General features: G+C 68.9%; 17 protein-coding genes. 11 read left to right on the top strand and 6 right to left on the bottom strand.

Annotation, left to right across the window (positions count from 1 at the left end):
* Positions 1-87: 87 nt before the first annotated feature.
* Complete coding sequence (locus FDO65_RS01325; protein ID WP_137447692.1) at positions 88-2,262, bottom strand: alpha-ketoacid dehydrogenase subunit alpha/beta; 2,175 nt, start codon at positions 2,260-2,262, stop codon at positions 88-90.
* A gap of 482 nt (positions 2,263-2,744) precedes the next feature.
* Here FDO65_RS01325 and FDO65_RS01330 point away from each other — a divergent pair, with 482 nt between their 5' ends.
* Positions 2,745-3,491 (top strand): GntR family transcriptional regulator, encoded by a 747-nt coding sequence (locus FDO65_RS01330; protein WP_240757358.1) that lies wholly within the window; start codon positions 2,745-2,747, stop codon positions 3,489-3,491.
* A 98-nt stretch (positions 3,492-3,589) separates the two neighbouring features.
* On the opposite strand, the gene FDO65_RS01335 is transcribed toward FDO65_RS01330, so the two are convergent.
* The 3 genes from FDO65_RS01335 to FDO65_RS01345 form a co-directional block, all read right to left on the bottom strand.
* Positions 3,590-4,378 (bottom strand): HAD-IA family hydrolase, encoded by a 789-nt coding sequence (locus tag FDO65_RS01335; RefSeq protein WP_137447694.1) that lies wholly within the window; start codon positions 4,376-4,378, stop codon positions 3,590-3,592.
* A complete protein-coding gene (locus FDO65_RS01340; RefSeq protein ID WP_137447695.1) occupies positions 4,378-5,256 on the bottom strand; it encodes a class II fructose-bisphosphate aldolase in 879 nt (292 codons plus the stop codon). Before FDO65_RS01340 ends, FDO65_RS01335 begins: the two co-directional genes overlap by 1 nt.
* A gap of 219 nt (positions 5,257-5,475) precedes the next feature.
* Positions 5,476-6,252 (bottom strand): triose-phosphate isomerase family protein, encoded by a 777-nt coding sequence (locus FDO65_RS01345; RefSeq protein ID WP_166441995.1) that lies wholly within the window; start codon positions 6,250-6,252, stop codon positions 5,476-5,478.
* A gap of 156 nt (positions 6,253-6,408) precedes the next feature.
* On the opposite strand from FDO65_RS01345, the gene FDO65_RS01350 reads away from it, so the two are divergent.
* Complete coding sequence (locus FDO65_RS01350) at positions 6,409-8,082, top strand: glycerol-3-phosphate dehydrogenase/oxidase (RefSeq protein WP_137447697.1); 1,674 nt, start codon at positions 6,409-6,411, stop codon at positions 8,080-8,082.
* 384 nt (positions 8,083-8,466) lie between these two features.
* Here FDO65_RS01350 and FDO65_RS01355 read toward each other — a convergent pair whose 3' ends face one another.
* A complete protein-coding gene (locus tag FDO65_RS01355) occupies positions 8,467-9,972 on the bottom strand; it encodes an FGGY family carbohydrate kinase (RefSeq protein WP_137447698.1) in 1,506 nt (501 codons plus the stop codon).
* 221 nt (positions 9,973-10,193) lie between these two features.
* Here FDO65_RS01355 and FDO65_RS01360 point away from each other — a divergent pair, with 221 nt between their 5' ends.
* The 3 genes from FDO65_RS01360 to FDO65_RS01370 all read left to right on the top strand — a co-directional run bounded on the left by FDO65_RS01360 (position 10,194) and on the right by FDO65_RS01370 (position 13,518).
* Entirely contained in the window at positions 10,194-11,123 is a 930-nt protein-coding gene (locus FDO65_RS01360) for a DUF7973 family transport facilitator (protein ID WP_137447699.1), read from the top strand.
* A gap of 310 nt (positions 11,124-11,433) precedes the next feature.
* A complete protein-coding gene (locus tag FDO65_RS01365; protein WP_166441996.1) occupies positions 11,434-12,258 on the top strand; it encodes an HAD-IIB family hydrolase in 825 nt (274 codons plus the stop codon).
* A 234-nt stretch (positions 12,259-12,492) separates the two neighbouring features.
* Positions 12,493-13,518, top strand: coding sequence for a zinc-binding metallopeptidase family protein (locus tag FDO65_RS01370; protein ID WP_137447701.1), 1,026 nt, complete (start codon positions 12,493-12,495; stop codon positions 13,516-13,518).
* A gap of 56 nt (positions 13,519-13,574) precedes the next feature.
* Here the strand turns inward: FDO65_RS01370 and FDO65_RS23015 are convergent, their stop codons facing one another.
* Entirely contained in the window at positions 13,575-14,522 is a 948-nt protein-coding gene (locus FDO65_RS23015; RefSeq protein ID WP_137447702.1) for a class F sortase, read from the bottom strand.
* Positions 14,523-14,693: 171 nt separating this feature from the next.
* On the opposite strand from FDO65_RS23015, the gene FDO65_RS01380 reads away from it, so the two are divergent.
* The 6 genes from FDO65_RS01380 to FDO65_RS01405 all read left to right on the top strand — a co-directional run bounded on the left by FDO65_RS01380 (position 14,694) and on the right by FDO65_RS01405 (position 19,386).
* Entirely contained in the window at positions 14,694-15,908 is a 1,215-nt protein-coding gene (locus FDO65_RS01380) for an Nramp family divalent metal transporter (protein ID WP_420847508.1), read from the top strand.
* A 79-nt stretch (positions 15,909-15,987) separates the two neighbouring features.
* On the top strand, positions 15,988-16,662 hold the full coding sequence (locus tag FDO65_RS01385) for a ferritin-like domain-containing protein (RefSeq protein ID WP_137447704.1): 675 nt from the start codon (positions 15,988-15,990) through the stop codon (positions 16,660-16,662).
* Positions 16,663-16,680: 18 nt separating this feature from the next.
* Positions 16,681-17,445 carry a ferritin-like domain-containing protein gene (locus tag FDO65_RS01390; RefSeq protein ID WP_137447705.1) on the top strand — a complete coding sequence of 255 codons (765 nt, stop codon included), beginning with the start codon at positions 16,681-16,683 and terminating at the stop codon, positions 17,443-17,445.
* Positions 17,446-17,597: 152 nt separating this feature from the next.
* Entirely contained in the window at positions 17,598-17,888 is a 291-nt protein-coding gene (gene tatA / locus FDO65_RS01395; protein WP_137447706.1) for a Sec-independent protein translocase subunit TatA, read from the top strand.
* A gap of 89 nt (positions 17,889-17,977) precedes the next feature.
* On the top strand, positions 17,978-18,973 hold the full coding sequence (tatC, locus tag FDO65_RS01400) for a twin-arginine translocase subunit TatC (RefSeq protein ID WP_240757360.1): 996 nt from the start codon (positions 17,978-17,980) through the stop codon (positions 18,971-18,973).
* Positions 18,973-19,386, top strand: a complete 414-nt coding sequence (locus FDO65_RS01405) for a twin-arginine translocase TatA/TatE family subunit (RefSeq protein ID WP_137447707.1) — start codon at positions 18,973-18,975, stop codon at positions 19,384-19,386. Before tatC ends, FDO65_RS01405 begins: the two co-directional genes overlap by 1 nt.

Consider the following 19,386-nt stretch of genomic DNA (forward strand, 5'->3'; position numbering starts at 1 on the left):
CCTTACTGGATCGGTCACAGCTATGGGTGCGATGAGAGGGTCCGCCGGGACGGCGCGGTGGCGAGTCCCGGCGGACGGCAACACGTCTCAGACGGCCTTGAGGGCGTCGACGATGTCGTCGACGTTGGCCAGCGCGGCGGCCTCGAGCACCTTGGAGATGCTGGGCGAGGACTCGCTGCCGGTGACCCGGGCGACCGGGGCATCCAGCCAGTCGAAGTAGCGGCGCTGGATCTCGTCGGCCAGCCACCCGCCGTAGGAGGTGCCCAGGGAGCCCTGCTCGACGATCATGACCTTGTTGGTCTTCTTGATGCTGGCCTCGATGGTGTCCCAGTCCAGGCTGGCCCGGTCGAGCCACCGCAGGTCGATGATCTCGGCGTCGACGCCGGCCTTCTCGGCGGCCTCGATCGACTTCTGCACCATCGCCAGGTAGGAGATGACGGTGACGGCGGAACCCTCACGACGGATCGCGGCCTGCCCGGGCGGCAGGATGTAGTTCCAGTCCGACTTCGGGGCCGGGAAGTTCGCCTTGTACAGGTCGGCGTCGTGCTCGAGCACCACGACCGGGTCCTTGAGGTGCATGGCCGCGTTGACCAGCCCGACGTAGTCCAGCGCGTTGGACGGGGCGATGATGCGCCAGCCGACGGACGTGGCCATGATGCCGGCCGGGTCCATCGAGTGCTGGGAGCCGTACCCGGTGTTGATGCCGATCTTGATGCGCATGAGCAGCGGCATGTCGTGGTCGCCGCCGAACATGTGGCGGGCCTTACCGATCTGGTTGAAGATCTGGTCGGCCGCGACCCAGAGGAAGTCGGCGTACATCAGCTCGACGACCGGGTAGAACCGACCGTCCTGGGCCAGGCCGCCGCCGAGACCGGTGAACGCGGCCTCCGAGATCGGCGTGCCGAGGACGCGGTCCTCGTACTTTTCCGGCAGGCCCTTCGTGGCGCCGCGGGAGCCGCCGTTGAGGCGGTGCACGTCCTCGCCCATGACGATGATGCGGCCGTTCTCGGCCATCCGGACGCCCATGACGTCGGCGACGACGTCGACGTACTTGCGGGTCTCGAGCTCATCGGCGGAGAAGTCGTCGTTCTCCCGGACCTTGAGGTCCTTCAGGGAGGACAGGTCGCCGCGGATGCCGACGTCCAGGAAGGCCGGGTCCGGCCACAGCTCGGGACGGATGCGCTGCTGTCCGGGCTTGCCGTTCGGGTCCTGCTCGACCAGTCGCGAGCCGATCTCGCCCAGGGTGGCCTTGATCGACTTGCGGACCTTGCCCAGCTCCTCCTCGGTGTACAGGCCCCGGCGCACCAGGTGGCCCTCGAGCTTGGCGATCGGGTCGCGGTCCCGCCAGGACTGCTCCTCCTCCTTCGGGCGGTAGCCGAAGGCGCTGCCCGGGAACGGGCCGTTCTGGTGGAAGTAGCGGTAGGTGTCGATCTCGATGACCGTCGGTCCGCCGCCGTGCCGCATGACGTCCAGCGCCTGCTGCATGGCCAGGTAGACAGCGACGGTGTCCATGCCGTCGACCTTCCAGCTGGGGATGCCGAAGCCGGTGCCACGGGCGGACAGTCGCGGTTCGCCGGTCGCCTCGTAGACGGTGGTGGAGACGGCGTACTGGTTGTTCTCGATGAAGAAACAGACCGGCAGCTTCCAGGCGGCGGCGAGGTTCATCGTCTCCAGGACGGAACCGATGTTGGTGGCGCCGTCGCCGAAGTAGCTGACCGAGACGTTGTCGGTGTCGGCGTGCTTGTCGGCGAACGCGAAGCCCGCAGCGAACGGCACGGCACCGCCGACGATGGCATTGGTGCCCATGGCGCCGGCGTCCATCCACTGCAGGTGCATGGAACCACCGCGGCCGTAGCAGTAGCCGTCCTTCAGGCCGGCGATCTCGGCCATGCCCTTGTACAGGACCTCGATGACCTTGTCCGACAGCGGCTGGCGGGGGTCGATGCCGTCGGGGGAGACGAAACCGAACGCCTTGGCCAGGAACTGGTGGTGGCCCCGGTGCGAACCGTTGACCTGGTCGGCGGCGACCAGGGGCAGGATCGAACCGACGGCGCCACCCTCCTGGCCGATGGAGGAGTGCGCGGGGCCGTTGACCAGCTTCTGGCCGGCGAGGACGAGCACCTCCTCCTCGAAGGCACGGATCAGGTGGAGCTGGGCCAGCATCGTGTCGAGCACGGCCGGCTCGATCGCATCCCAGTCCTTGTCCGTGGCGGTCAGTTCCACCCACGGAGCAAGCGGCTTGAGGGGTGTCAGCTCAGGCATCGGGACAGTCCTTCGGGGGTCGGGTCGGGCGGGGGGCCGCGAGCGCTCCGGGGCGATGGTCAACCGCGCGAAGGCATCGTCGGGACCACCTACCCAGGGGTACTGGCACTTCCGAACGGAGAACGCTGAGTGGGGACATCGTGGGTGATGCTCCCAGGACCTGCATGTCGACGCATCCTGCTGCGCGAACGACCATACAACTCTATACATGTATAGGCTTTGGTGACAAGGCCGACATGGTGGTGGCGATCCGAGCGCGCCCACGCTCAGTCAAGGCGGTCGCGGCGCGCAGCAGGTGGATGGCAGACCGCAGACGGGTGAACGGCTCGTAGAATGGTTGTACAGGTACGACGATGTAAACAGCCGTTTCGCCTGTACCAAGATGTGCAGAGTATCCGCCACCGTCTACCAGGCCGGCAGCGGCGCCGACCCAGACCAACCGGGGGAACACCGATGACTGTCGACACGATCGTCCGATTCCCGTGACTGCCACCGCTGAACTGTCGCTCGACCGTGGGGGCTCCACGCCGCTGTACATCCAGCTCGCCAACGTCCTCCGGGAGAAGATCGAACGCGGCGAGTGGAAGCCCGACCAGAAGATCCCGTCCGAGAACGAACTGAACCGGATGTACGGGATCAGCCGGATGACCGCCCGACAGGTGCTGGCCCAGCTGGTCAACGAGGATCTGCTCTTCCGGGTGCAGGGTAAGGGCACGTTCGTCGCCCACCGCAAGATCTCCACCCGGTCACCGGCGTACATGGGCATCCGCGAGCAGCTGGAGCACATGGGGTATCAGACGAGCACCCGGGTACTGTCCAGCGAGCTGATCTCGGCCTCGGCCAAGGTCGCGCGTTCCCTCGACATCGCCGAGGAGGAGCCGGTCCACGAGATCCGGCGGATCCGGCTGGTGGACAACGAGCCGATCAGCCTGCACACCACCTGGGTCCCGCACCGGCTGGCCAAGGAGCTCGCGGCCGACGATCTGGTGAACCGGCAGCTGTGCGCGATCCTCGAGGAGGAATACGGCCTGCGGATGGCCGCCGTCCACGAGAGCCTCGAATCGACCCTGCCCAATCCGGACGAGGCCCGCTTGTTGCGCATCCGCCGCAGCTCACCGCTGTTGCTGCTCCGCCACCGGATCACCGATCCGAACGGTCGGCCGTTCGAGATGTCCCGCATCCTGTTCCGCGGCGACAAGATCAAGCTCGAGTTCCAGTACGACCTGTGATGCCCGCCGCCTGAGCCGGCATGATCCGGCCGACGATGACGAGAAGGGGCCCGTCCGAGGGGTGATCGGACGGGCCCCTTCTCGTACTACTTCATGGCTCAGGCGGTCGCGGCCCGCGGTGCGGGGGTGCTGGCCACGGCGGCGCGCAGCGATTCGAGGTCGATGACTCCGTCGTGGCGCAGGTCGACCCCGGCCAGGAACTCGGCCGGTTCGCCGGGCTCGCCCAGGTTCGACACCACGGCACTGGCCGCGGGGAACGGATCGCGGGTGGTGAACGAGCTGACGGTGACGATGTGCCGGATCCCGGCCGCGGCCGCGGCCTTGGCGCCGGACTCGGAGTCCTCGATGACGACGGCCTCGTCGGCGGTGCGGCCGAGCTCGCGCAGGGTCATCAGGTAGATGTCCGGAGCGGGCTTCTTGGCCGGGACGATGTCCCCGGCCCACACGCCTTCCATCCGGGCCCGGGTCATCGGCCCGACCACCGCGGCCAGTACGGCCTCCACGCTCTTGGTCGCCGAGGTCGACGCCACGGCCACCTGCCACCCGTCGTCCAGGGCGGACTCGATGAGCCGCTTGACCCCGGGACGGCCGGGCAGCTTGCCGGCCTCGACCAGCTCGACGTACAGCTTGCTTTTGAGCTTGTGGACCTCGGCGACCTTGGCCGCCTTGTCCTCGTCGGAGCCCAGGTCGATCTCCGGGTGCTGGGCCAGGTAGGCCAGCATCCGCTCCTTGCCGCCGCCGACCTTGAGCAGGCCGTCGTATTCCTGCTCAGACCACTGGAACGGCAGTCCCAGCTCGGTGAAGGCCTGGTTGAAGGCCACCAGGTGACCGTCGCGCTCGGTGTCGGCCAGGACGCCGTCGCAGTCCAGGATCAGGGCCTTGGTCATCAGGCAGCGCTCCCGTTGCTGGCGGCCTTACCGGCCGAACCGAACTCGTTGATGTGCTCGGTGACGGTGGCCTGCACGGCCTTGTTGACGTCGTCGAACATCTTGACCGGCTCCCACTTGCCGGTCTCCTCGGCCTTGGCGATGTGGTCACGGGCCGCGTGCATGTACGCCAGCTTCACCGTGGTCGAGATGTTGATCTTGGCCACGCCGTTGGCGATGAACCGCTCGAAATCCTCCGGCGACAGACCGGTCCCGCCGTGCAGCACGACCGGCTTGTCGGTCAGCTTGCCCAGCTCGGTGACCCGGTCGAACTGCAGCACCGGCGAGGACTTGTACATGCCGTGGGAGGTGCCCAGGGCCGGAGCCAGCAGATCGGTGTCGGTGTCGTCGGCGACCTCGACGATCTTGTCGTTGCTGTAGGAGTGGGTGGCCTCGTCGCTACCGACCCCGTCCTCCACGCCCACGATGTTCTCGATCTCGGACTCCACCCCGACGCCGGCGGCGTGGCACTCCTTGACCACCTCGCGGGTCTCGTCCCACGCCTGCTGCAGCGGGCGATCCGAGGCGTCGAACAGCACCGACGACCAACCGTGCTTGATGACCTCGGTGATCACCGCGCGGTCCGGGCAGTGATCCAGGTGCAACGCGACCGGCACGGACACGGCACCAGCCGCATTCTTGTAGATCCCGGCGATGATCTCGGCACCCATGCTCTTCACCGTCTTGACGGAGGTCTGCAGGATGATCGGCGACTGCGCGGCCTCGGCCGCGGCGATGATCGCCCGCATCGACAGGTCGTCGACGATGTTCACAGCGGGTACGGCGTAACCGTCCCGCTTCGCCGCAGCGACGAGCTCGACGGTGTTCGCGATGGTCATGGCGGTCCTTCGGTCGGGGTGAGGGTGGCTCACCCGGGTCGGTCAACGAGGAAGCGTGGGGGTGGGGCTGATCTCGGGTCGCAAGGGGCAGGAAACGTGATGCGCGCTGCCGCCCTGGCTGGCGTTGCTGTTCATCCTAACGAGCCTGTCTGGACTTGTATAGGCAACTTTGCCGATCAGTCATCCGACGGTCATCAGACTGTCAAACGCGGGGGCCGGTCAGCGCCCTGACCGAGCTCGGACCTCCCGAACCTCGCGCACGATGGACAGGAAGTTGTCGACGTTCACGCCGAAGCGCGCCATGAACAGGCCGTCCGGTACCGCATCCTGCCGTGAGCCGGCCGCTTCCGCGACCGCAGAGTAGGTGCCCGGCTGGGCGCTACCGCCGTAGACGACCCGGGCGCCCGACGTGCGCTCGGCGATCATCGAGCGAACCGTGGCCACCGCGTCGGCGACGTGGTCGGCGGGGGCGGGTTGCGGCTGGCCGATGGCCCAGGCCGGTTCGTAGGCGACCAGGAGATCGGCTCCTTCCGGCAGACCCGAGAGCCAGGCGTCGAACTGCTGGGCCACCGCCTTTGCGGGGGAGATCGACTGCTCGGCCTCGCCGACGACGATGATCGGGGTGCGACCGGCCGCCGCCGTGGCAGCCACCTTGCGGCCGACCAGTTCGTCGTCCTCGCCGAAGTACCGCCGACGCTCCGGGTGACCGGCCATGACGAACGTGCAGCCCATCTCGGCCAGCAGGTCGGCGCTCACCTCGCCGGTGTAGGCGCCGGGTCCGTAGACCGAGACGTCCTGCGAGCCGACCAGGCCGCCGCCCCGGCCCAGGGTCTCGAGGAAGACGGGGATGAGCGGGAACGAGGGACAGCAGAAGAGGCCGGTGGCACCCTCCGGGTCGGAGGCGACCTCGGCGAGCACCCGCGGGCCCCATTCCTGTGCCTGGGCGAGCGAGAAGTAGCTCTTGGAGCTGCAGCCGACGAGTGTTTCGGGGAGCACGGCGGAGGGTTCCCTTCCAAAGGCGGGCGACGGCCGCCGACCGGGGGGTCGACAGCAAGTGCACCTATCTTGTTCAATCATGTACACACAAGCAACAGCGGATCCCGTGAGCGGGTGACCCACGCACAGACGCGTGACGGTGGAAAGGCTTGACCGATGGATGTTCTCGACCGCCCCTCTGTGGAGCAGCTGCAAGGCGCCCACTTCGACGTAGCTGTCATCGGAGCCGGTATCAACGGCGCCGCCGTGGCCCGGGACGCCGCCACGCGGGGTCTGTCCGTACTGGTGGTGGACAAGGCCGACATCGGGTCGGGCACGTCCAGCTGGTCCAGCCGGCTCATCCACGGTGGCCTGCGCTACCTCGAACACGGCGAGCTGCGGCTGGTCTACGAATCGCTGCACGACCGCGAGAAGCTGCTGCACATCGCCCCGCACCTGGTCACCCCGCTGCCCTTCGTGGTGCCGCTGTACAAGCACAACCACAAGCCCGGCTGGATGTTCCGGATCGGGATGTACCTCTACGACACGCTGTCGCTGCGCAAGTCGGTGCCCCGTCACCGCCGCCTGGATCGCAAGGCGATCAAGGTGGAACTCGGCTCGCTCAACCCGGAGGGCCTGTCCGGTGGTCTGCGGTACTACGACGGCCAGGTCGTCTTCGCCGAGCGGCTCGTGCTCGAGACCCTGATCTCGGCGGTCGAGGCGGGTGCCCGGTTCCTCACGTACGCGGAAGCCTCCGTCGCGGTCTCCGGCGGACGGGTCACCGGTCTGAAGGTGCACGACCAGCTCACCGGTCAGCAGTTCGACGTGCACGCCTCCGTCGTCGTCAACGCGGCCGGCCCGTGGGTCGACGAGGCGGGTGCCGGACTCCAGCTGGACCGGATGATCGGTGGCACCAAGGGCACCCACCTGGTGGTCGATCCCTTCCCCGGGGCTCCCGACGTGGCGCTGTACTACGAGGCCCGGTCCGACAATCGACCGATCCTGGTCATCCCGTGGAACGGGCGCTACCTGATCGGCACGACGGACGACCGCTTCGAGGGCGACCTCGACGCCACGCGGGGTACCGACGACGAGATGGACTACCTGCTCACCGAGACCAACACGCTGATCCCCGAAGCCGGGCTGACCCGTGACTCGGTGCTGTTCACCTACGCCGGGGTGCGCCCCCTGCCGTACCGCCCGGGCGTCAAGAGCGGCAACATCCCGCGGAGTCACCTGATCCTGGACCACGAGTCGATCGGCGGGCTGATCTCCATCGTGGGCGGCAAGCTGACCCCCCACCTGAGCCTGGGAACGGAGACGGTGGACAAGGTCGCCGCCGTACTGGGGCGCAAGCTTCCGGCCTCCCGAACGGCCGAGACCGCGCTGCCGGGTGGAGCCTCCGACTGGCCGGCGGCCGCGCGGGCGCTGCGTCGGGAGCTGGCCGGTCACGACTACACGGCGGCCGTCGTCGACCGTCTGCTCGACGTCTACGGCACCCGGGTGCGGGTCCTGCTCGACCTCGTGAAGTCGGATCCGGCGCAGGGCGCTCTCATCGGCAGCGGCGACAGCGCACTGCTGACCGCCGAGGTCACCCTCGCCGTCAAGGCCGAGGGCGCCGTGCACGTGGCCGACATCCTGCACCGACGTTCCATGGTCGGTCTGCTGCCGACGCTCGGCCTGGACGTCGACCAGGCCGTGGCCGAGGTGGCCGCGCCGCTGCTCGGCTGGTCGGCCGAGCAGGTCGGGTCCGAGGTGGCCGCGCACCGCGAGTACGTCCGCCTCCGGCTCCTCGGCGGCGTGGACCGGGCCGTGCTCGACGAGGCGGGTCAGCCCGTGGCCACGTCGTGACGGATTGAGCGTCCGCTCTCACGGGGCGAGATTGTGATGTCCCCGTAAGCGTTTCGGCGCGCGAACGGCCGGATTCGAGGAGAAGATCCTCGAATCCGGCCGTTGTCGTTCCCGGGGGCAGTCCTGCTGCCGACGACGCTGTCGGGGGAGGGGAGGCGGTGCGCGATGTCGGTCGGCGACACACATCGACTGCTCTGCCCCGACCCGTCCCCATCAGTGACGTTCGCTGACGAAGGTCCCGCAACGACGACGACCGGCCCGTCGATCCCGGCGTGGGATCGACGAACCGGTCGTCGGTCGGGCCCTGGCGCACCCCCGACGGACGGGACCCGGCGTGGGCCCCGTCCTCGTCATTCCAGGGTCATGCAGTGCGTGGGTTCGGGGTCAGTCGGTCGAGACCTTCTGGGCCCAGCCCTTGGTCAGCTCGCGGGCCTGCTGCCAGCCGGCGTACATCGACTCGGCCTGGTCGCGGCTCATGGACGGCTCGAAGCGACGGTCCTCCTGCCACTTGCTGGCCACCTCGTCCAGCGAGGAATAGATGCCGGTCGACAGGCCGGCCAGCAGCATCGTGCCGAACACGGTCGCCTCGGAGATGACCGGCCGGACGACCGGCACGCCGAGGATGTCGGCCTGCAGCTGGCACAGGAAGTTGTTCTTCACCGCGCCACCGTCGACCCGCAGCTCGGGGATCGAGATGGAGCCGTTGGAACCCTGCAGGGCGGCGTCGACCACGTCGCGGGTCTGGTAGACCATCGACTCCACGGCGGCCCGGATGATGTGCAGACGCGTGGTGGCGTTGCTGATCCCGATGATCGCGGCGCGGGCGTAGGGATCCCAGGTCGGCGCGGACAGGCCGGTGAAGGCCGGGATCAGGTAGACGCCCTGGGTGCTGGGCACCTGGCCGGCGTACCACTCGGAGTCGGGGGCCGCGTGGATGAGCTTCATGTCGTCGCGCAGCCACTGCATGGTCTTGCCCATGGCGAAGAGCACGCCTTCGATCTCGTACGTGGCCTTGCCCTGCACCCCCCACGCCATCGACGGGGTCAGGCCGGGGATCCGCTGCGGGCTGGTACCGCAGTTGATGTTCAGGACGCCCGCGGTGCCGTAGGTCATCTTGTTCTGGCCCGGGCTGAAGGCGGCCTGGCCGAACAGGCCGGCCTGCTGGTCACCCATGTTGGAGGCGATCGGGACGGCGGCACCGAAGGTGGCGCTGAGGTCGCCGACAACCGCGTCGGAGGGCACGATCTCGGCCAGCATCCGCTTGGGGATGTTGTAGCCGGCGAGGAGCTCCTCGTCCCACTCGAGCTTTTCGAAGTTGAACATCATGGTGCGCGAGGCGTTCGAGTAGTCGGTGACGAACGACTTGCGGCCGGTGAGGTTCCAGATCAGCCAGGTGTCGACCGTGCCGGCGAGCAGCTCGCCGTTCTCGGCCCGCTCCTGCGCCCCGGGGACCTGGTCCAGGATGAAGCGGATCTTGGAGGCGGTGTAATAGGCGTCGGGGATGAGACCCGTGCGCTCCTCGATCTTCTCGCCGAGGCCGGCGTTGACCCAGTCCTCGACGACGCCGACGGTCTGACGCGAGGCCCACACGACGGCGTTGTAGATCGGGCGCCCGGTGTCCTTCTCCCAGACGATCCCGGTCTCGCGCTGGTTGGTCAGGCCGGCCGCCGACAGATCGGAGGGCTGCAGCTTGGCCTGCCGCAGCGCGGCCCGGATGACCTCGAGCTGGACGTTGAGGATCTCCATCGGATCGTGCTCGATCCAGCCGGCCCGCGGGTAGATCTGAGTCAGTTCGGCGGCCGCCAGGCCGACGACCTCACACTCCTCGTTGATGATGAACGCACGGGCACCCGTGGTTCCTTCGTCGATGCCCAGGATGTACCTAGTCACGTGGTTGATTCTCCGATCAAGCGACAGCGGTGGCGCCGAGGGGCTTTTCCCGTCGGGCTCAGGGCCGCGGGCGATGCGGTCAACCTAGACCGGCTGTCCGATCCGGGCAAGACTTGTACACACTTGTACGTACAGATAGTGTTTCCGCCGCGGCCCTCCCATCCGGGGGACGGGACCGCGATCCGTTCCCTACACCGTGGTACGCGTACGGAAGGCCGCTGATGAACTTCGACCTGCTCTTTCTCCTGATGGCTGCTGGTGGTGGCTTCTTTGCCGCCGCCATCGGCGCACTCCACGCCTTCATCTTCACCGGCTTCATGGTGTTGCTGGGCAATGCCGTGATCATGGCCGGCGGAGGCCCGGCCTTCCTGAACGACGTGGCCTTCGGTCCGGTCTTCGGCCCGCACATCGCGTTCGCGGGCGGCGTCGCCGCGGCTGCGTACGCCGCGCGGGTCAGCGACAAGGTGGGCGGCAAGGACATCGGCGTTCCGCTGATCTCCATCGAGCGCATCGACGTGCTGCTCGTGGGCGCCGGGTTCGGCATGCTGGGCTACCTCATCAACCTCGGGGTCACGAAGATCCCGTGGTTCGGCACCCACACCGACACCGTCGCGTTCACCGTCGTCGTCTCGGCGATCATCGTCCGGCTGGCCATCGGTCGCGGCAGCCTGTTCGGCAACATCGACCAGCAGGCCGCCGGCTGGGGCCGCTTCGCGCCGAAGGACTCGGCCGCGTGGGTCCGCTACCACGAGAAGTTCGTGCCGAACTCGTTCCTCGGCTTCTTCGTCGGTCTGCTGTCCTCCGGGCTGGCCATGCTGCTGGCGCGGGCCTACCCCGATCTGGCGATCGCCACGGTGTTCTTCGGCATTTCGGCCGTCTCGCTGTTCTTCCTCAGCCTGGGCCTGAGCTTCCCCGTGACCCACCACATCACCCTGATCGCGGCGGTCGCCACCGTGAACTTCCTGCCCATCGTCGGCAACGAGATCGGCACCCTGTTCATCGGTGCGATCGCCGGCATGGTCGCCGCCTGGTTCGCGGAGTTCTTCGCCCGGTTCCTGCACGACCACGGCAACACCCACATCGATCCGCCGGCGGCCGCCATCTGGCCTGCCACCACGATCGTCCTGGCGCTTGCCGGGGTGCTCGCCTGATCTGCTGGGTGACCAGCAGCGGGATGCATACCCGCGAAGTGTCCACCGTCGGCCGGTAACCTGGTCGGGTCGGATCTTCCGGACAGAGCCCGTCCTCCGCCACAGGGGGACGGGCTCTGTTCCGTTTCCGGCCCCGGTCGTCGCCGCCCGCGTGGCCCGTCGGAACCCTTCGAGCCAGCGGGCCCGCCGCCCCGCGCCGGGCGGGCCGGGGTCATCACAGACGACCACTGCCCACGATCACCGCCCTTGACCACTGCCCATGACCGTCGCCGGACCACTGTCCGGTCGATCTGTGAAACGAGGCCATCACGTGCTGGAACTCCCCCTGGACCTGTCCCGGACCCGGGCCGTCATCCTCGACGTCGACGGCACCATCGCCGGCTCCGACCACCGGGTCGCCGACCGCACCATCCGGGCCATGCGCGAGCTGGACCGGGCCGGTCTCGCCGTCATGCTGGCCACCGGCCGTTCCCGCTCGAACGTCCTGGACCTCTCCCGGGAGGCCGAGCTACGGGCGCCCCAGATCAGCTGCAACGGCGGGGTGACCACGGATCCGGTGTCCGGGGAGGATCTTCGCGTGCGCACGATGGACCCGGTCGAGGTGCGGGCGATGGTGACGCTCCACGAACGCACCGGGCAGGACTTCACCTGGTGGACCGCCGACGGCATCTACGTGACCACGCCCGCCCTGCAGCGAACCCTGCTGGCGTTCAACGACTCCGACGTCGTGTTGGCGTCGGCCAACCAGCTCGACGAGACGGCCGTGCTCAAGGCCATGGTGTGGGGAACGAAGGCGCAACTCGACGCCATCTCGCCGGAAGTCAGCGAACTGGTGCCCCGGGCGACCCGGTCGATGGACGAGTTCTGGGAGATCTCGGCCCCGGACGCGAGCAAGTGGGCCGCCGTCGCCTTCGTTCTCGACCGGCTCGGCATCGACCCCGCCCTGGTGGCCGGTGCCGGTGACGGTGGCAACGACGCCGTCTGGATGGAGCAGGTCGGCGCGCCGGTCGCGATGGGCAACGCCCGTCCCGAGGCCGTCGCGGCCGCCCGGGCCCAGATCGGGCACCACGACCAGGAGGGGGCGGCGGAATTCCTGGAGGAGATCGCCCGGCAGATCGGGTGTCCGGTCGGCTGAGCCGGGATGGGTCGCCGGACGCGCGGGGTGATGGCGATCAGGCTGTGGATCGACCCGCCGGGCGGGTGGAAGATGGCGGCAGTCGGGCTGTGGACGTGCTCCCGCCGTTTGCCGGGGGAGATGCTGGGTATTCGGCAGCAGGCCCCATCGCCGGTGACGGGGCTGTCGGCTTCACCGGTTCCACGACGCGTCTCGGGCCCCGACGTGTCCCCTCGCTCGATTCAGGAGTACCCCATGCGTGACTTCGCCTGCCCGCACTGCGGCCAGCAGCTCGCCTTCGAGAACTCGAAGTGCTTGAACTGCGGCAACAACCTCGGTTTCGATCTGGCCGACCGCCAGTTCGCCGTGGTGGGGCCGGACGGCACGACTCCGGCCCAGCCGCCGCGCCGGGTCTGCGACAACCTCAACGTGGCGGCCTGCAACTGGTTGGTGCCCGTGGAGGGGACCGGTCTGTGCCGGTCCTGCTCACTGACCCGCACCCGGCCCGCTGACGGTGACGCGGCGATGCCCCAGTTCGCCGAGGCGGAGGCGGCCAAGCGGCGGGTCATCGTCGAGCTGGTCGAACTGGGTCTCCCCATCAAGGACCGCACGGAGGATCCGGACACCGGTCTGGTCTTCGACCTGCTGTCCAGCGAGCACCAGCAGGTGATGACCGGGCACGACAACGGTCTGATCACCCTGGATCTGGCCGAGGGTGACGACGTCCACCGCGAGCAGCTGCGGATCTCGATGAGCGAGCCCTATCGAACCCTGCTCGGGCACTTCCGTCACGAGATCGGCCACTACTTCTTCTTCAAGCTCGCCGAGACCGGTGAGCCCCGGCAGCGGTTCGAGGAGCTGTTCGGCGACCCGGACACCAGCTACCAGGACGCCCTCGACCGGCACTACTCCCAGGGGCCGCCGTCGGACTGGGAGCAGGACTATGTCTCCTCCTACGCCACCATGCACCCGGCGGAGGACTGGGCCGAGACGTTCGCGCACTACCTGCACATCCGCGACACGCTCGACACCGCCGCCGCTTTCGGCATGGCTCCGGCCGGCGCCGCCGCCACCCAGCCGCTGGTCGGGGATGTCGGATTCGATCGCATCATCGCTCTGTGGCTGCCGCTGTCCTGGTCGCTGAACATGATCAACCGGTCGATGGGTCACAAGGATCTCTACCCGTTCGTGCTCCCGCCCAAGGTGCTGGACAAGATGCGGCTGGTGCACCACCTGGTCGCCGCGTCCGACACCCCAGCCGTGGTCAACGCCGCGGTCTGAGTCAACCCAGCCCCGCCCGCGGTCGACCTCGTCGGCCACGGGTGGGGCTGTGTCGTCTACGCGGAGCGGGACGAGGTGAGCGACGCGAACGCGATGATGTTGTCCTCGTAGCTACCGGCGTCACTGTCGAACACCCCGCCGCAGGTGATCAATCGCAGCCCGGCGTGATCGAGATTGCCGTACACCCGCTGGGTCGGAAACTGCGCCTTGGGCACGTCCTCCACGGAGTCGACGGTGAAGACGGCGACGCTGCCATCCGCCCGCGAGATCTCGATGGCGTCGCCGGCCTGCAGCTTCTTGAGGTCATAGAAGACACCGGGGCCGAAACGCCGGGAATCCACGTGGCCGAGGATGATCGCCGGCCCCAGCGCTCCCGGTTCCGGTGAGTCGCGGAACCAGCCGGCTCCGGCGTCCGGATCGTCCAGTGACGGGACCTCGACGGTGCCGTCGGGGTTGCGCCCCAAAGTCGACAGCGGCGACGACACGCCGATCGCCGGCACCGACAGCGAGACCGGAGCCGAGTCCGGCAGGGATAGCGGCGTTCCCGCGGAGGCCGGTGCGGAAGGGGCCGAAAGCGTCGGATCGGTCGCGACTGCGGCCGGAGAGGGGGCGGTCGAGACTGGGGCGGTCCCTGGAGCCTCGACGGTTGCCGAGGTGAGGGAGCTCGAAGACTCGGTGCCGGCCGATGGAGTGGTCGCCGGCGCTGAGGTCGTCGCCGAGGCCGGCGGGACAGTCGCGGTGTCGGCCGGCCCGGCACAGGCGGTGAGGCCGAGCGTGATCGCCGCGACCAGCGCGGCCACGACACGTCGAGGGCCGCGGCGAGCGCCCTTCGTCCGCGGCCGGGTTCGTACGGGTACCGCGGTGGGAGTGGCTCCCGTCGGCGGGGGGACGTCCGGTCCGGGCGACAGAGCGCGGTGACTGGTCACTCTCGTCCTTCGCGGCGGGTCAGGGACCGGATGGGTCAAATTGCGCTCGGGCCGGCACTTCTTTCGCCACAGACCCATCCGGGTCCGGCCGGTCACCGAATGGAGCGCATGGCCCTGATCAGCACCGCCGCCGGGGGCGGCCGCCGCGCGGTCCGACCTGTCGCTCCGGCCTCGCCGGCTCCGGACCCGGTGTCCCCGGTCGACGGAGGTCCGTCGCCGGTCGGCGCGAGCAGTCGATGGCGTCGCCTCGTGCTGCGCCTCGGGTGTCTGGGTCCGGCCTTCGTCGCCGCCGTCGCCTACGTCGATCCGGGTAACGTCGCGGCCAACCTGCAGGCCGGTGCGCAGTACGGCTACCTGCTGGTGTGGGTGCTGGTCCTGGCGGTGGCCGCGGCCGGGGTGGTGCAGTTCCTGTCGGCCAAAGTCGGGCTGGTGACGGGTCTGTCGCTTCCGGAACTCTTGGGACGGCGACTGGCGCGGCGCTCGCGGCTGGCCTTTTGGGTCCAGGCCGAGGGCGTGGCCATGGCCACCGATCTCGCCGAGGTGGTCGGCGGGGCGATCGCCCTCTGGATCCTGTTCGACCTGCCACTCGTGGTCGGCGGAGCGATCTCCGGCGTCGTCGCGATGGGCCTGCTGACGATCCAGAGCGCCCGGGGGCAGCGTTCGTTCGAGCGCGTGGTCACCGGGTTCCTCGCGATCATCGCCATCGGTTTCGTGGCCGGTCTGTTCGTGGCCCCGCCGTCGCCGGGCGGTGTGGCCGCCGGTCTCGTGCCGCGCTTCGACGGGACGGACTCGGTGCTGTTGGCCGCCGCGATGATGGGCGCCACGGTCATGCCCCACGCCGTGTACCTGCACTCGGCCCTCAGCCGGGACCGTTTCGGACGGGTCGGACCCGGCCCGCGTCGTCGTCGGCTGTTGTCGGCGACCCGCCTGGACGTCACCGTCGCGATGGTCCTGGCCGGGGGAGTCAACATCGCCATGCTGCTGGTGGCGGCGTCGGGTCTGCACGGGCTGGGCGGGTCGGCCCATGACCCGGCCACCATCGAGGGGGCGCATGCCGCCATCAGCGACACCCTCGGCCCCTCGATCGGGGTGATGTTCGCGATCGGTCTGCTCGCCTCCGGGCTCGCGTCCACGTCGGTGGGCAGCTACGCCGGCGGCGTCATCATGGAGGGGTTGCTGCAACGACGCATGCCTGCTGTCCTGCGCCGCGTCGTCACCCTGATCCCGGCTCTGCTCATCCTGGCCCTCGGGGCGGACCCCACCTCTGTGCTCATCGTTTCTCAGGTGGTCCTGTCCTTCGGGCTGCCTTTCGTGCTCGTCCCGCTGATGCGGATGACCTCGAATGCCGAGCTCATGGGACCCGATGTCAACGGGCGCGGGACCAGGCTCGTGGGCTGGTCCATCGTCATCGCCATCGTGGTCCTCAATATATTTCTGATCGCCGGAGTTTTTCTCGGATTCTGACCCATCCGATCGCTCTCTCGGGTCGAAGTATCGACAGCAGGCCAATGGGGCACTGCGGGTGATGTAAGGAGAACGGCTGATGGCTGATCGAAGGATCTTCGATGGTAAGCCGGTGTTGGAATTCAGCACCGGCCTGCAACGGCGCAGTTTCCTGAAGTACGCCGGTCTGGTCGGTGTCGGTGCCGGCCTGGTGGTCGGCGGTGGGGTGTTCGGCGGCGGTGTCGCCGGGGCGGCCACCACGGGCGTCTCGGGTCGCGCGGCGGCGGCGGCGATCGACATGTCGGACATCGACATCCTCAACTATGCATTGACTCTCGAGTACCTGGAGGCGGACTTCTACGCCACCGGTCTGGCTGCGGGGCTGCTCAGCGATCGCGAGCTCGAACTCGTCACCCCGATCGGGGATCACGAGAACCAGCACGTCTCGGCGGTCACCGAGGCCGTCAAGGCGTTCGGTGGAACGCCCGCGACCAAGCCCAAGATCACCTACCCGGCCGGGGTCTTCGACAGCCGGGACAGCTTCCTCAAGAATGCCTCGGTCTTCGAGGAGCTCGGCGTGACGGCCTATCACGGCCAGGTCCCGCTCATCAAGGACGCCGATGTGCTGGCGTCGGCGGCCTCCATCGCCGGGGTCGAATCCCGGCATGCGGCGGTGGTGGCCGCATTGATCGCCGGGAATCCGTTCCCGAATCCCATCGAAGCCAATGCCTCGATGGATCAGGTTCTGGCCACCGTCAAGCCCTTCATCTCCTGAGCCGGAAAGGAAACGACAATGTCGCGACAGGATTTCGTGCGCGGTCAGATGACCAGCCTCAATTCGGCCCAGGCGTTGGGTGCTCTGAACAATCGGTGGGCCTACGCCCGGGCCGAGGATTTCGGCAGTGACATCGACGTGCTGAACTACGCCCTCACCCTGGAGTACCTGGAGGCGGCGTTCTACCAGCAGGGCAACAAGGCCGGCCTGCTCTCCGGGACCGAGCAGCAGTACCTCGGGACCATCCAGTCTGACGAGGAGTTCCACGTCAGCGCCCTACAGGACACCATCAAGAAGCTGGGTGGCACCCCCGTCGAGGCGCCGTGGGTCGACTTCGGCGGCTCTTTCGCCGACCGCACCTCCTACCTCACCACCAGCGTGACATTCGAGAACGTCGGCGTCGGCGCCTACCTGGGGGCGGCCGGCTACATCAAGGACAAGGCGATCCTGCAGGCCGCGGCCGGCATCTTCGGGGTCGAGGCCCGGCACGCCGCCGTGGTCGCCGACCTGCTGGGTTTGCCCGCCGAGGGCGGGGTCTACAAGGGAGCGTTCGAGACGCCGATCGCCAAGGCCGACGTGCTGACGGCGGTGGCCCCGTTCCTGTCCCAGATGAGCGGCGGCATGCCGTCCGGGGCGCCGGAGACCGGTGGTGGCAGCACCGCCGTCGGCCAGGGGCCGAACGCCGGGCTGATCGCCGCCGGTGGCGCGGCCCTCCTCGGCGCTGCCGCCTACGCCGGGCACAAGTTGACCGACCGCTCGGCCGAGGGCACCGACCAGGCCTGATGTGTCGAGCTCCCGCCGGACGGGCGAGGCGAACGCGTCACCGCAACGCCCGTCCGTCGGGGGCCGCCCCCGCAGCACCACATCCCTGCACCGCACCCGGCGCGCCGGTCCCGTCCGGCCGCCTCACATCGATGGAAAGAGGTGTGTTCGTCATGGGCGGACTGTCCTGGTGGCACTGGCTCGTCATTCTCGCCGTCTTCATCCTGCTGTTCGGGGCCAAGAAGCTCCCCGATGCGGCGCGCGGCGTCGGACGTTCCCTGCGCATCCTCAAGTCCGAGGTGAGCGCCATGTCCGACGACGAGAAGGAGCAGACCGTCGCCCCGGCCCCGCCGGTGACCCCGGTGGCACCGGCAGTCGCGCTGACGGTCCCGGTCACTCCGGCGCCCGCGACTCCGGCCACGGTGGCCCAGCCGGCGCCCGTCGCGTCCGTCAACGGCCGCTGACCATCCCGGACCGGCGGACGCCGGTCATCGACCCCGGTCCCGGAGCACCCGCCATCGGGTGACCCGGGGCCCCGGGGAAGGAGCACGTCATGCCCGCTGCCCCGTCCGAACGACCGTCCGGGATTCCACCCCGATCCGACCGGCGCATCCGGTCCCGGCTGGGTCGAGTCCGCACCGCCGTCGCTCGCCGCCTGTCGTTCCGCCGGGCGCCGCGACCGGTCGACGGGACCATGGCCCTGCGGGACCATCTCATGGAGCTCCGCCGGCGGGTGTTCCTCGCGGCGCTCGGCCTGTTCGTGGGGACGGTGGTCGGCTTCGTCTGGTTCGCCCACGGCCCGTGGTTCCTCGGCCTGCGTTCCCTCGGTGACATCCTGACCGCCCCGTACTGTTCCGTGCCCGCGCAGTACCGCATCTCGCTCGGCCCCACCGGCGCCGAATGCCGACTGCTGGCCACCGGCCCGTTCTCCGCGGTGGAGTTTCGGCTCAAGGCGGCGCTGCTGGCCGGGACCGTCCTGAGCGCGCCGATCTGGCTCGGCCAGTTGTGGGGGTTCGTGACCCCGGGGCTGTACGCGAAGGAGCGACGGTATGCCCGCGTCTTCGCCGGTCTGGGCGGGGTCCTGTTCGCCGCTGGCGCGGTGCTGGCCTACGTCGTCGTCGGGGAGGGTCTGACCGTGCTGCTGGGATTCGGTGGCGAGACCACGGTGTCCGCGCTGACCCCGGAGAGCTACTTCACCTTCATCATCTCGATGCTGCTCATCTTCGGGGTGTCCTTCGAGTTGCCGCTGATGCTCATCCTGCTGAACCGGGTCGGCGTGGTGACCGGAGCCGCCTTGGCCCGCTCGCGGCGGTACGCCATCTTCGGATTGGTCGTCTTCGCCGGTCTGGTCGTCCCGGGCAACGACCCCATCACCATGGGCGCCCTGGCCGTCTCGCTCTCGGTGCTGTTCGAGGTCGCCGTCCAGGTCGCCCGCCTGCACGATCGTTCGCTGGCCCGGCGCCAGGCCCGAGCCGCACTGCACGACGACGAGCCGTCGGCGCTCGAGGACATCAGCGTCGGTTCGTCGACAGGATCAGGGAGGGCATGATGTTCGGACTGTCGTGGACCCAGATCGGGATCATCGTGGTGGTCGGGGTCTTCGTCCTCGGCCCGGAACGGATACCGACCGCGGTGCGGTTCGTCGCCGACGGGACGACGAAGGTGCGGGGCATGGTGAGCGGCGCCCAGGACGGCCTTCGCCGCGAGATCGGACCGGAACTGGACGAGCTTCGTCGTCAGGTCGCCGAGCTCCAGGGGCTGCGGGACCTGATCGACCTGCGGGACCTGCACCCGCAGCGGTTGATCGGCGGGGCGCTGGCGGCATCGTCCGACCCGGCCGGTCCGGCGCCGGTCAGGCCGCCCGCCGGGCCGAGCCTGCACAAGACGCCGGCACCGGCCGACATCCCCAGCAGTTCCGGGCCATCGGCGACCCCGGACGTGACGGCGGCGACGATTCGGTAG

This window comes from Nakamurella flava (genome assembly GCF_005298075.1).
In the GTDB taxonomy this organism is placed as follows: domain Bacteria; phylum Actinomycetota; class Actinomycetes; order Mycobacteriales; family Nakamurellaceae; genus Nakamurella; species Nakamurella flava.

Bases quoted from the DNA above. Each gene is read 5' to 3' on its own strand.
- FDO65_RS01325 (WP_137447692.1), bottom strand. From the start codon at position 2,262: ATGCCTGAGCTGACACCCCTCAAGCCGCTTGCTCCGTGGGTGGAACTG.
- FDO65_RS01335 (WP_137447694.1), bottom strand. From the start codon at position 4,378: ATGACCAAGGCCCTGATCCTGGACTGCGACGGCGTCCTGGCCGACACC.
- FDO65_RS01340 (WP_137447695.1), bottom strand. From the start codon at position 5,256: ATGACCATCGCGAACACCGTCGAGCTCGTCGCTGCGGCGAAGCGGGAC.
- FDO65_RS01350 (WP_137447697.1), top strand. From the start codon at position 6,409: ATGGATGTTCTCGACCGCCCCTCTGTGGAGCAGCTGCAAGGCGCCCAC.
- FDO65_RS01360 (WP_137447699.1), top strand. From the start codon at position 10,194: ATGAACTTCGACCTGCTCTTTCTCCTGATGGCTGCTGGTGGTGGCTTC.
- FDO65_RS01370 (WP_137447701.1), top strand. From the start codon at position 12,493: ATGCGTGACTTCGCCTGCCCGCACTGCGGCCAGCAGCTCGCCTTCGAG.
- FDO65_RS23015 (WP_137447702.1), bottom strand. From the start codon at position 14,522: ATGGGTCTGTGGCGAAAGAAGTGCCGGCCCGAGCGCAATTTGACCCAT.
- FDO65_RS01385 (WP_137447704.1), top strand. From the start codon at position 15,988: ATGGCTGATCGAAGGATCTTCGATGGTAAGCCGGTGTTGGAATTCAGC.
- FDO65_RS01390 (WP_137447705.1), top strand. From the start codon at position 16,681: ATGTCGCGACAGGATTTCGTGCGCGGTCAGATGACCAGCCTCAATTCG.
- tatA (WP_137447706.1), top strand. From the start codon at position 17,598: ATGGGCGGACTGTCCTGGTGGCACTGGCTCGTCATTCTCGCCGTCTTC.
- tatC (WP_240757360.1), top strand. From the start codon at position 17,978: ATGCCCGCTGCCCCGTCCGAACGACCGTCCGGGATTCCACCCCGATCC.
- FDO65_RS01405 (WP_137447707.1), top strand. From the start codon at position 18,973: ATGTTCGGACTGTCGTGGACCCAGATCGGGATCATCGTGGTGGTCGGG.